The 11,512-nt window shown below is 56.5% G+C and carries 12 protein-coding genes; 11 read left to right on the top strand and 1 reads right to left on the bottom strand.

Features of this window, described 5'->3' with window-relative positions:
- Positions 1 to 153 precede the first annotated feature (153 nt).
- Together uxuA and DWY76_RS02350 are read left to right on the top strand one after the other, a co-directional pair.
- Entirely contained in the window at positions 154 to 1,254 is a 1,101-nt protein-coding gene (uxuA, locus tag DWY76_RS02345) for a mannonate dehydratase (RefSeq protein ID WP_005937183.1), read from the top strand.
- Between the two features lie 5 nt (positions 1,255 to 1,259).
- Positions 1,260 to 2,846 (top strand): mannitol dehydrogenase family protein, encoded by a 1,587-nt coding sequence (locus tag DWY76_RS02350; RefSeq protein WP_120079604.1) that lies wholly within the window; start codon positions 1,260 to 1,262, stop codon positions 2,844 to 2,846.
- A 137-nt stretch (positions 2,847 to 2,983) separates the two neighbouring features.
- Here DWY76_RS02350 and DWY76_RS02355 read toward each other — a convergent pair whose 3' ends face one another.
- Positions 2,984 to 3,517: a YcxB family protein gene (locus DWY76_RS02355; RefSeq protein WP_120079606.1), complete on the bottom strand. Its 534-nt coding sequence runs from the start codon at positions 3,515 to 3,517 to the stop codon at positions 2,984 to 2,986.
- 137 nt (positions 3,518 to 3,654) lie between these two features.
- On the opposite strand from DWY76_RS02355, the gene DWY76_RS02360 reads away from it, so the two are divergent.
- From DWY76_RS02360 to rpmE, 9 genes are all read left to right on the top strand, one after another.
- Positions 3,655 to 5,178, top strand: coding sequence for a histidine kinase (locus tag DWY76_RS02360; RefSeq protein WP_242959329.1), 1,524 nt, complete (start codon positions 3,655 to 3,657; stop codon positions 5,176 to 5,178).
- Positions 5,175 to 5,984, top strand: a complete 810-nt coding sequence (locus DWY76_RS02365) for a response regulator (protein WP_120079608.1) — start codon at positions 5,175 to 5,177, stop codon at positions 5,982 to 5,984. Before DWY76_RS02360 ends, DWY76_RS02365 begins: the two co-directional genes overlap by 4 nt.
- A complete protein-coding gene (locus DWY76_RS02370) occupies positions 5,981 to 6,991 on the top strand; it encodes a TRAP transporter substrate-binding protein (protein WP_243111894.1) in 1,011 nt (336 codons plus the stop codon). The genes DWY76_RS02365 and DWY76_RS02370 overlap by 4 nt, the downstream gene beginning before the upstream one ends.
- Positions 6,992 to 7,336: 345 nt before the next feature.
- Positions 7,337 to 8,425, top strand: a complete 1,089-nt coding sequence (locus DWY76_RS02375) for a TRAP transporter substrate-binding protein (protein WP_120079610.1) — start codon at positions 7,337 to 7,339, stop codon at positions 8,423 to 8,425.
- Positions 8,426 to 8,524: 99 nt separating this feature from the next.
- The gene (locus DWY76_RS02380; RefSeq protein ID WP_097774911.1) at positions 8,525 to 9,046 is read left to right on the top strand and encodes a TRAP transporter small permease; all 522 of its coding nucleotides are present in this window, start codon (positions 8,525 to 8,527) and stop codon (positions 9,044 to 9,046) included.
- A 1-nt stretch (position 9,047) separates the two neighbouring features.
- Entirely contained in the window at positions 9,048 to 10,388 is a 1,341-nt protein-coding gene (locus DWY76_RS02385; protein ID WP_120079612.1) for a TRAP transporter large permease, read from the top strand.
- A gap of 140 nt (positions 10,389 to 10,528) precedes the next feature.
- On the top strand, positions 10,529 to 10,750 hold the full coding sequence (locus DWY76_RS02390) for a hypothetical protein (RefSeq protein WP_120079670.1): 222 nt from the start codon (positions 10,529 to 10,531) through the stop codon (positions 10,748 to 10,750).
- Positions 10,747 to 10,995 (top strand): type II toxin-antitoxin system RelE/ParE family toxin, encoded by a 249-nt coding sequence (locus DWY76_RS02395; RefSeq protein WP_120079614.1) that lies wholly within the window; start codon positions 10,747 to 10,749, stop codon positions 10,993 to 10,995. Before DWY76_RS02390 ends, DWY76_RS02395 begins: the two co-directional genes overlap by 4 nt.
- Positions 10,996 to 11,189: 194 nt before the next feature.
- A complete protein-coding gene (gene rpmE, locus DWY76_RS02400; protein ID WP_005937210.1) occupies positions 11,190 to 11,390 on the top strand; it encodes a 50S ribosomal protein L31 in 201 nt (66 codons plus the stop codon).
- The last annotated feature ends 122 nt before the right edge of the window (positions 11,391 to 11,512 follow it).

The following is an 11,512-nucleotide window of genomic DNA, read 5'->3' on the forward strand; positions in this document are numbered from 1 at the left end:
TTTTTGTCTAAAGTATACAAGAAGAAACATTAAAAACCGGCAAAGCGACCATTGAAAAAACGCAACTGATATACTAGAATATAAGTACAAGAGCGCGGCACACGGCTGCGCGGAAAATGCAAAGCAGAAAATATAAAACAGGAGGATTTTCCTATGCCTATGAAAATGGGTTGGCGCTGGTATGGCGAGGGCAACGATCCCATCAGCCTGAGCGACATCAAGCAGATCCCCGGCGTGACCAGCATCGTCTGGGCGTTGCACGACAAGATGCCCGGCGAGATCTGGGAGATCGACGAGATCCAGAAGGTAGCCGATCAGATCCACGCTTACGGCTTCGACATGGACGTGGTCGAGTCGGTCAACGTCCACGATGACATCAAGATCGGCCTGCCCACCCGCGACAAGTACATCGAGAACTACAAGCAGTGCATCCGCAATCTGTCCAAGTTCGGTGTCAAGGTCATCTGCTACAACTTCATGCCGGTGTTCGACTGGACCCGTACCGATCTGTTCCACCCCGTGGGCGACGGCTCCACTGCACTGTTCTATGAGAAGGACAAGATCAAGGGCGATTACAAGGCTATGGCTGAGTACATCATGTCCTTCACTGAGAAGTATAACATGACCTTCCCCGGCTGGGAGCCGGAGCGCATGGCAAAGCTGGACGAGCTGTTCAAGGCTTACGCCCCTGTCACCAAGGAAAAGCTGTGGGAAAACCTGAAGTACTTCCTGGAAGCACTGATGCCCACCTGCCATGAGTGCGGCATCAAAATGGCTATCCATCAGGATGATCCCCCTTGGGATATCTTCGGCCTGCCCCGTCTGCTGGTGGATGCCCAGAGCATCGACCGCTTCCTGAGCATGGTGGATGATCCGTACAACTGCCTGACCCTGTGCACCGGCAGCCTGAACGCAAACCCCAACAACAACTGTGCCGAGATCGTGCGCAAGCACTGCGACCGCATTGCCTTTGGTCACATCCGCAACATCCACCACTTCCCCAACGGCGACTTCTCCGAGGCTGCTCACCGCGACTGCTGCGGCGAGACCGGCATCATCGAGGTGCTGCGTGCTTACCATGACTGCGGCTTTGAGGGCTACATCCGTCCCGACCACGGCCGTCAGCTGTGGGAGGAAGGCCCCGGCAACTGCCGCCCCGGTTACGGCAAGTATGACCGTGCTCTGGGCGTTCAGTACATGCTGGGTGTCTGGGATCTGCTGGATCGTCTGGATGAAGAGAAAAAGAAGGGCTGATAAATATGAAGCTGTCTGAGATCAAAAACGGCAATCTGTCCGCCGAGTGGGCAGAGAAGGGCTATGAGCTGCCCAAATTCGATATCGAGGCTGTCAAGGCCAAGACCCACGCCGAACCCACCTGGGTGCACTTCGGCGCAGGCAATATCTTCCGTGCATTCCCGGCTGCCATCCTGAACGATGCGCTGAACACCGGCAAGTATGACCGCGGTGTCATCGTGGCCGAGAGCTTTGACTACGAGATCATCGACAAGGCTTATCGTCCCTACGACAATATGAGCCTGCTGGTCTGCCTGAAGTCCACAGGCGAGATCGAGAAGAAGGTGGTGGCTTCCGTTACCGAGAGCCTGAAGGCTGACTACTCCTTCGGCGAGGACTGGGCACGTCTGGTGGAGATCTTCCAGAACCCCAGCCTGCAGATGATCTCCTTCACCATCACTGAGAAGGGCTACGGCGTTGCTCCTGCTGATCTGGAGCGCGGCCTGACCCCCGTGCTGGCCATGGGCAAGGTCACTGCTCTGCTGTACGAGCGCTTCAAGGCCGGCAAGCTGCCCCTGACCGTCCAGAGCATGGATAACTGCTCCCACAACGGCGATAAGGTCAAGAACGCTGTCCACGCCTATGCTGCCAAGTGGGTGGAGCAGGGTCTGGTGCCCGCCGAGTTCCTGGCCTATGTGCAGGACGAGACCAAGATCACCTTCCCGTGGAGCATGATCGACAAGATCACCCCGCGCCCGGATGCCAAGGTCCAGCAGATGCTGGCCGACGACGGCTTTGAGGACAACTACACCATCGTCACCGAGAAGCACACCTTTACCGCTCCCTTCGTCAACGCCGAAGAGACCCAGTACCTGTGCATCGAGGATCACTACACCAATGGCCGTCCTCCGCTGGAGCTGGGCGGTGTGCTGTACTGCGACCGCGAGACCGTGGACAAGATCGAGAAGATGAAGGTGTGCACCTGCCTGAACCCGCTGCACACTGCTATGTCCATCTATGGCTGCATGCTGGGTTACACCCTCATCTCCGCCGAGATGGCCGATGAAGACCTGCGTGCCTTCATCCAGAAGATCGGCTATATCGAGGCAATGCCTGTGGTCGTTGATCCCGGCGTGCTGAACCCCTACGAGTTCATCGGCGCTGTCATCAACCGCCGCCTGCCCAACCCCTTCATGCCGGATGCTCCCCAGCGTATCGCTACCGATACCTCCCAGAAGCTGGCCATCCGCTTTGGTGAGACCATCAAGGCCTACGAGGCACGCGGTCTGGACAAGAGCAACCTGATCCTGATCCCGCTGGTGCTGGCAGGCTACGCCCGCTACCTGAAGGGCATCGATGACAACGGTCAGGCCTTTGAGCCTTCCGCCGATCCGCTGCTGGCTGAGCTGCAGGCCATTGTGGCTCCGCTGGAGGTCAAGGAAGGCGAGCAGGACTTCAGCTGCCTGAAGAAGCTGTACAGCCGTGTTGACGTGTTCGGCGTGGATCTGTATGCCGTTGGTCTGGGCGAGAAGATCGAGGCAATGGCCAAGGAGCTGTTTGCAGGCCCCGGCGCTGTGCGCAAGACCCTGCACAAGTATACGCTTGCCCGCTGATCGGCTGACGCAATAACATAAGCTATCTTCGCACCCGCGCTGCGCTTTGCTTTGCCGCAGCGTGGGTCTTTATAAAAGAAAAGAACTGCTGAACGAAATGTCAGCAGTTCTTTTTTGCGTGTGCATATTTTTTGGGCTTAACCTTTTCTGCAGTCGTGCAGCTTTTCTTTGGGCAGGATGCCGGTCAAAAACTTCCACACCACTTCCATGCGGTCGTTCAGTAAGTAAGCTTTCTCTTTTTCTACGTAGAGGTACACCGCATTGTCCGTGCGGTAGGCGCAGTAAAAGCTGTCCCATGCGTGGCGGCTGGTGGGTTCGGGCTTGTCCTGCTGGCCGTACATCCACACAGCAATGCCGGTGTCGGCCAGCTCCACACGGTAGAAGGCACGCGGCAGGTGCATCTGTTTGATCTGCCGGGAAACGCTGCGGAAGAACGAGTAAAAGTAGCTCACCGGCAGGCCGATGCCCACAATGGCAAGCACAGCAGCCAGCAGCCCGGCACCCGGGCGCTTGCCCAGCTGCGAAAGGCAGACGGCGGCAAAAGCCAGCATGATGGCGGCAAAAACAGCGGGACGCAGCCATGCTTTGCGGTGATGGAATGCATCGAACACGGCAAAATCGCGGAAGCCCTGCTCACCCATGGTGGTGGAAACGGAGATGGTCTGGGACATAAAGTCGCCTCCTTTGTATTTACAGGCATCGTACCACAATTGCGCGGTTTAGGCAAGAGAAAAACATGCAAACCTTGCCAATCCGGCCCAAAGCGTGGTACAATAAATCGTTACCAAACGAAAGGAGGCGGCAGGCTTTGCAGCACCGCAAGCGGCAGATCACCCTCAAGCAGCGCATGGGCTTGTGTCTGGCAGCATTTTTTGCGGCCTTTGCCATGCAGCTCACGCTCAATGGCTACCAGTCCAGAGCAGTGCAGGCAGTACAGGACGCGCAGATGGGCTGCTTCAACGCCATCAGCCGCTTTCAGGGCGGTGTGGAAAGCTCTATTTCCGTGCTGGAGAACTACCGCTGGGAGAACAGCGAGCCGGAGGAGATCATTGACCGGCTGCAGTCGGCATCTTCCACCTGCAACGCATGGCTCTGGCGCATCGGTACCAGCCTGAACAGTCTGGAAAGCGTCAGCGATGAGCAGCGGGTGCTCTACAGCGCAGTGGATACGGTCTATCAGACCTACACCGGCCTGCTGGATGAGCTGGAAAACGACCTGCTCAGCGGCAACGATGCCGCAGCTTCCCAGCTGTATTATGCAAAGGTGGTGCCCTGCGGCGATTACCTGAGCCAGTACACCCTGCAATTGCTGGAAACCGCCATTCAGGATTCCCAGACCACCTACACCACCATCTCGGCCCTGAACGAGCGCATCACCATGCTGCAGACGGTGGTGGTGGCGCTGTGCGTGGCGCTGGGCTGCGTTACCGGTTTGATGGTCATGCGTCTGCTCACGCCGGTGCAGCAGATGATCGCTGCCTCCCGCGCCATTGGCAAAAGTGAGTTCGACACCCCGGACATCCCGCTGCCCAAGCAGCCGGAGATCGCTCAGCTGGCCGAGTCCTTCAACATCATGAAGCACTCCATGGCCCAGCAGGTGACCACCCTGCAGGAGAAAAACGAGATCGAGCGGGAGCTGCACCGCCAGAAGACCGAAGCACTGGAGCTGCAGAACCGCATGGAGCGCAGCCGGCTGCAGCAGCTGCGCAGCCAGATCGACCCGCACTTTCTGTTCAACACCCTGAATGTGATCCAGCAGACCGCCGGCACCGAGACGGCCTACCGTACGCAGGCGCTCATCATGGCGCTTTCGCATCTGCTGCGCTACAGCCTGATGAGCAACGATGAACAGGTGCCGCTCTCCCGTGAGGTGCGCATCGTGGATGAATATTACTCCATCTACCACGTCCGCTTTGGTGAGCGGGTGCGTATGGAGTGGCGCATTTCCGATTCGCTGGATCTTACCGAGACCATGGTTCCGTCCTTTATTTTACAGCCCATCGTGGAAAATGCCTTCAAGCACGGCATCTGCCCCAAAGAGGAGGGCGGTGTGGTGCGCATCCGCGTGAACCCTCTGCGGGAGAAGGGACTGCTGTGCATCCGCGTGGTGGATAACGGCGTGGGCATCCAGCTGGATCAATTACGACAGCTGCGCGGGGCGCTCAGTCAGCCCGGTGAGCGCTGGGAGCATATCGGCATTTATAATGTTGCGGCCCGCCTGCGTCTGCTGGATCGGAACAGCCGCTTTGTGATACGGTCCCATCCGGGACGCGGTACGGCGGTGGTGCTGTATCTGCCATTGGTAGAGAATGAGGAGGAGTTTGAGGAATGATTCGTCTGTTGATCGCGGATGATGAAGCACTGGAACGGGAAACGCTGGCGGACATCGTGGCCCGCCGCTTTGAGCACGAAGTGACCATCGAGACTGCCGAGAACGGCCGCAAGGCAGCGGATACGGCGGTGCTGTGGAGCGCAGACCTGATCCTGATGGACATTGAGATGCCCGGTATGAACGGTCTGGATGCAGCCCGCGCCGTGCTGGAACAGCGCCCGGAGTGCAAGGTGATCTTTGTTACAGCCTACAGTCTGTTCCAGTACGCCCACGAGGCCATGCATCTGGGTGCCTGCGATTATCTGCTCAAGCCGGTGAACCCGGACGAAGTGGAAGCTTCCATCCGTAAGGCCATCCGTCAGATCGAGGCGGGCCGCCGCCTTGCAGAGCTGGCTCCGGTGGAACCGGAGCCGGAAGCTGACCCGGAGAGCGAAGCCGCCGAAGCAGGGGAGAACGACCGCAATGCACTGGTCATGGCCCATGTGCGCAAGTATATGGAGGATAACTATATGTTCGACCTCTCGCTGGACAGTGTGAGCGAGATCCTGCATATCAGCCCGGCGTATCTCTCGGCACAGTTCAAGAAGTATCAGAAGATGAACTTTCTGGACTGCCTGACCGAACTGCGGATCAACGCTGCCAAGGAGCTGCTCACCGACCCGTTCCGTTCGGCAGCAGAGGTAGCTTCCATGGTGGGCTACGAGGATTCCAGCTATTTTGCCCGCACCTTTAAAAAACGCACCGGCATGACCCCCACCCAGTACCGCAGGGAAGCGGCCAAGGCTGCACGGGAGGCCCGCCTGTGACCCGCCGTCAGATGCTGACCGCCCTGTTTGGCGCAGCCGTGCTGGCACTGCCGGTGGCGGGCTGCGGCCATCAGCCGGTGCAGGACGAGCAGGGGGCGGAACTGATCCTACGCTATGCGGAGAACCAGCCGGAGGATTATCCTACTACGCAGGCAGCGCTGGCCTTTGCGGATCTTGTGGCCCAGCGCACCGATGGCCGCGTGAAAGTGCTGGTGTACAGCGGGGGAGAGCTGGGCGCGGAGCAGAGCGTGATCCAGCAGATGCAGTTTGGCGGCATTGACTTCTCCCGCGTGTCCCTCAGCCAGCTGGCTGAGTATGAACCGGCGCTGAGCGTTTTGCAGCTGCCGTACCTTTACACCGACGCCGACCAGATGTGGCGCGTGCTGGATGGGACCATCGGCGACGAGTTCCTCTCCACGCTGGAGTCGCTGGAGCTGACGGGCCTTTCCTGGTTTGATGCCGGTGTGCGCAGCATCTACACCCGGCAGAAGGTGACATGCCTTGCAGATCTGCAGGGCATGACCATCCGCGTGCAGGAATCGGACATGATGAGCGAAATGATCACCGACCTCGGCGCAAAGCCGGTAAAGGTAGTGTACAGCAAGGTGTATGCCGCCCTGCACAACGGTGAGATCGATGGCGCAGAGAACAACTGGCCCAGCTACGAAGCCATGGGTCACTACGAGGTGGCACCTTACTTTTTAAAGGATGAGCACACCCGCGTGCCGGAGGTGCAGCTGGCAAGCCCTGCTGTGATGGAAAAGCTGGCCGCACTGGACGAGCGCTACCCGGAGATCATCCGCCTGTGTGCCCGGGAGAGCGCCAAGGTGGAGCGCAGGCTCTGGGCGCAGCAGGAGGCGGAATCGGAAAGTGATCTGCGTGCAGCAGGCATTGAGGTGACAGAGCTGGACGAAGAAGAAAAGGCAAGGTTCCGTGCTGCTGTGCAGCCGATGTATGATCGGTTCGCCCAGCAGGGCGAATTGATCGCCCGCATCCGGCAGGCATAAGCCCTACAGCAAAGCCCGGAAAAGATGGGCAAAGAAATCAGGAAAACAGAATAAAGAACCGGCAAAGCGCTGTGTGCTCTGAACCCCAAAGGGAAGGGCATCCAGCGCTTTGCTTCTATCTGGAATACAGAAATGTATCCATCTGTTAGGCGAAGGTGCACAAACAAAAAGTAAAGCACTTGGCATTTTTCACAAAAGAAATTCTGACATTCTTTCAAAAAGCAGGACATTTTTTGAAAGCCCTTGTTTCGTTTAAAAAAATTTGCTAAAGTGTGTACAGTAAATGAACGGTATGCGGGTCCTGTGCAGACCGGGCCGTTCGGGAGATTTAAGGAGGATTTACTTATGAAAAAGATCACTCGTCGCAGCTTTCTGGCAGCAGCCGGTGTTTCCGCCGCTGCTCTGGCTCTGACCGCATGTGGTGGCTCCAGCAATTCTGCTGCTTCCACCTCTACCGCAGCTTCTTCCACCGCAGCTTCTGCTGCTGGTGATGCTACTGCTGCTGCAAACGATCCCAAGGTGACTCTGGTCTACGCCGAGGTCAACCCGCTGGATACCATCGTTGGTCAGACCGCTACCCACTTCAAGGAGAAGGTCGAGGAGCTGACCGGCGGCTCCGTCGTCATCGACGTGCAGGCTTCCGGCGTTCTGGGTTCTGAGAACGACGTTCTGGATGCAATTCTGGGCGGTTCTACCTCCATCGATATGAGCCGTATCTCCGCTTTCGCACTGACCAGCTACGGCTGCAACAAGTCCAAGCTGCTGTCCATCCCCTTCACCTTCGAGAACCGCGCACACTTCTGGAACTTCGCCAACAGCGATCTGGCACCTGAGTTCCTGAACGAGCCTCAGGAGCTGGGCCTGCCCGTTCGTGGTGTCTTCTACGGCGAAGAGGGCTTCCGTCACTTCTTCACGGTCAACCCGGTCTCCGGCATCGATGATTTCAAGGGCCTGAAGCTGCGCGTGTCCAACGACCCCGTTATGAACGGCATGGTCGAGGGTCTGGGCGCTAACCCCACCGTCGTTTCCTTCGGTGAGCTGTACAGCGCACTGCAGACCGGCGTTGTGGATGGTGCTGAGCAGCCCATCGCAAACTACAAGTCCAATGCATTCCCCGAGGTTGCCAACAACCTGATCCTGGACGGCCACACTCTGGGCGCTATTCAGGCTGTTATCACCGATAACGCATGGGGCAAGCTGACCGAGAACCAGCAGGCTGCCATCATGGAGGCCGGTGCTGATACGCAGGCCTTCAACGCAGACCTGTCCGAGACCGCTGAGAACAAGGTTCTGGATGAGCTGAAGAGCTCCGGCTGCAATGTCGTGGATGTTCCCGATAAGGCACCCTGGCAGGAAGCTTGCCAGAAGGTCATCAGCGAGAACACCTCCGATCAGGCTGAGCTGTATCAGCAGCTGCTGGACATGAAGGCATAATTGAAAAAGCCTTTCCTGTTCTGAGATAGTACATAGCCCGGCGGGGGACTACGGGATACGCCCGCAGACCTGCCGGGTTTTTTATATGGAGGAATTCATATGCCGAAAATCTTTACCACTTTGGATAAGATCAAGCCGGCGTACGACATCACCTACAAAGTGGTTCTGTTTATCTGCAAGCTGCTGCTGATCGCAGATATCCTCATCACTACCATGTCGGTCATCGGTCGTTACGTCTCGTTCATCCCGGACCCGGCATGGTCGGAAGAAGTTGTGCTGACCTGCATGAGCTACATGGCCGTGCTGAGTGCTGCTCTGGCCATCCGCCGCGGTGCCCATATCCGCATGACTGCGTTTGACGTGTATCTGCCCAAAATCGCCGTCAAGGTGCTGGATATTCTGGCCGATCTTGCCGTGTGCATTCTGGGTGTCATCATGATGGTGGTCGGCTGGAACTATGCCACCACTCTGGGCGGCCGCGGCTTCTACGTGTCCATGCCCTGGCTGAGCCGCTTCTGGATGTACTTCCCGGTGCCGCTGGCCGGTGTTGCCATGATCATCTTCGAGATCGAGGCACTGTACAACCACATCAAGAGCATTTTTGTAAAGGAGGAAGTGTAATATGACAGTTCAGACACTGGCAATCATTGTCCTTCTTGTCAGCTTCTTTGTAATGATCTTCCTGCGTTTCCCCATTGCATACGCCGTTGGTCTTTCCAGCGTGCTGTGCATGATGGTGCAGGGTCAGGCACTGACCGATGTCTGCCGTCTGATGGTCAAGGGCATCTCTTCCTTCAGCCTGATGGCCGTGCCGTTCTTCATCACCATGGGTGTGCTCATGGGCTCCGGCGGCATTTCTGAAAAGCTGATCGCTCTGGCTGATGCCTGCGTGGGCTGGATGCGCGGCGGCATGGCAATGGTCAACATCGTTGCTTCCTACTTCTTCGGCGGTATTTCCGGTTCTGCATCTGCAGATACCGCTTCCATCGGCTCCATCATGATCCCCATGATGGTCGATCAGGGCTACGATGCCGACTTCTCCACTGCTGTTACCATCACCTCCTCCTGCGAGGGTCTGCTGGTTCCTCCGAGCCACAACATGGTCATTTATGCCACCACTGCCGGCGGCATCTCGGTCGGCAGCCTGTTCCTGGCAGGTTATCTGCCCGGTGCTCTGCTGGCCATCGTCCTGATGATCGGTTCCTACATCATCTCGGTCAAGGAGAATTACCCCAAGGGCTCTCCGTTCAGCATCAAGGCCTTTGTTAAGCAGCTGGGCACTTCCATCTGGGCACTGGCCGCTGTTATTATCGTTGTGTTCGGCGTTGTTGGCGGTGTGTTCACCGCTACCGAGTCTGCAGCTATTGCAGTTGTCTACTCTCTGTTCGTGTCGGTGTTCGTCTACAAGGGTCTGGACTGGAAGGGCGTCTGGCATGCACTGGATGAGTGCGTGAACACTCTGTCCATCGTGCTGATCCTGATCGCTACCTCTGCAGTCTTCGGCAACTGCCTGACCATGCTGCATGTGCCGGATCTGGCTGCAAATGCCATTACCAGCGTCACCGATAACCCCTACATCATCGCTCTGCTGATCGACCTGATCATCTTGGTTCTGGGCTGCATCATGGATATGGCTCCCATCATCCTGATCGCTACTCCCATCCTGCTGCCCATCGCAACCTCCATCGGTATCGATCCCATCCAGTTCGGTATCATCGTGGTTCTGAACTGCGGCATCGGTCTGCTGACTCCTCCTGTCGGTGCTGTGCTGTTCATCGGCTCTGCCGTTGCAAAGCGCCCGATGGAAAAGGTCGTCAAGGCGACCCTGCCGTTCTACCTGTGCATGTTCGTTGCACTGCTGCTGCTGACCTTCGTGCCCGACATCAGCCTGGCGATCCCCAAGCTGCTGGGCGGCTACGTCAGCCCCATCACCAACCCGCTGGGTCCTGTGTTCATCCACTGATGGCCTGACGACGTAAGGTAAAACCGTTAAAGTCCTCTGCATGAAAGTGCAGGGGACTTTTTTTGACGCTGTGCAAAAAGATTTTGTTTGACAAAAGAAATCAAAACCCGTATAATGGAGCCAGAATGGAGGCGTATACCATGAGCACAAGAGAGCAGATGGAACTTCTGGCGGATAAGCTGCCGGAATATAAACTGGCTTATGTTGTGGCCTATATGCAGGGCCTTTTGATGGCGGATGCTGATGAAGCAGCAGATGATGCATATTGTGCGAAGCTTCTGGAGGATTATCAGAACGACCCTGAAAAGGGCCAGTTTGTAAGCTTTGAGGATGCCTGCAAAGAACTGGGGGTCTCACTGTGAAGTGGAACATCCAGATCGATAAAATTGCACTGAAGTTTATTGCAAAACAGCCTGCTCCGCAGCGTATGCGGATCATGGCCGCAATTGCGAAACTTCCGGAAGATGGGGACATCAAACCAATGGCAGGGCAGGCAGGATATTACCGCCTGCGCGTGGGAACCTACCGGATCGTTTACATGGTGAAGGAAGAAATCGTCACGGTCTGTGTAACAAAAGCCGGAAACCGGGGAGATATTTATAAATAAGTAAAAAACCGTCAGTTGGAAGATGGATTGAAAAACTTTATTTTCCCTCTTGCATTCTGTCGGAATCGTGCTATAATAGTAAGGCAATCGTTTCCAAGGCCGCTCGACGGGGTAGCCGATATTGAAGGTTGTGATGGGCACATACATTTATAATATGGCCCCAATAAGTCAGAACCAGAAATGAGGTGAAAAGAATGAAACAGGGTATCCATCCGAACTACGTTGACTGCACCATCACCTGCGCATGCGGCAACGTCATTAAGACTCGTTCCACCAAGCCTGAGATCCACGTCGAAGTTTGCTCCAAGTGCCATCCTTTCTACACTGGCAAGCAGAAGCTGGTTGACTCCGGCGGACGTGTTGAGCGCTTCAACAAGCGTTTCGGCCGTAAGTAATTATGGTTTTCTGAGCACCGTTTCCTTTGGGAGACGGTGCTTTTTTGCTGCCTTTTTGGCATATGAAAGGGCGGCCTTAATCATTCTTAAGAATTCTTTTTGCATCCCGCCACAGGATTGTC

This window comes from Faecalibacterium sp. AF27-11BH (assembly GCF_003603005.1).
In the GTDB taxonomy this organism is placed as follows: Bacteria; Bacillota; Clostridia; order Oscillospirales; family Ruminococcaceae; genus Faecalibacterium; species Faecalibacterium taiwanense.

What these genes read in the sequence shown, in the direction of transcription:
- uxuA (WP_005937183.1), top strand. Translation starts at nt 154, where the DNA reads ATGCCTATGAAAATGGGTTGGCGCTGGTATGGCGAGGGCAACGATCCC.
- DWY76_RS02350 (WP_120079604.1), top strand. Translation starts at nt 1,260, where the DNA reads ATGAAGCTGTCTGAGATCAAAAACGGCAATCTGTCCGCCGAGTGGGCA.
- DWY76_RS02355 (WP_120079606.1), bottom strand. Translation starts at nt 3,517, where the DNA reads ATGTCCCAGACCATCTCCGTTTCCACCACCATGGGTGAGCAGGGCTTC.
- DWY76_RS02365 (WP_120079608.1), top strand. Translation starts at nt 5,175, where the DNA reads ATGATTCGTCTGTTGATCGCGGATGATGAAGCACTGGAACGGGAAACG.
- DWY76_RS02375 (WP_120079610.1), top strand. Translation starts at nt 7,337, where the DNA reads ATGAAAAAGATCACTCGTCGCAGCTTTCTGGCAGCAGCCGGTGTTTCC.
- DWY76_RS02380 (WP_097774911.1), top strand. Translation starts at nt 8,525, where the DNA reads ATGCCGAAAATCTTTACCACTTTGGATAAGATCAAGCCGGCGTACGAC.
- DWY76_RS02385 (WP_120079612.1), top strand. Translation starts at nt 9,048, where the DNA reads ATGACAGTTCAGACACTGGCAATCATTGTCCTTCTTGTCAGCTTCTTT.
- DWY76_RS02390 (WP_120079670.1), top strand. Translation starts at nt 10,529, where the DNA reads ATGAGCACAAGAGAGCAGATGGAACTTCTGGCGGATAAGCTGCCGGAA.
- rpmE (WP_005937210.1), top strand. Translation starts at nt 11,190, where the DNA reads ATGAAACAGGGTATCCATCCGAACTACGTTGACTGCACCATCACCTGC.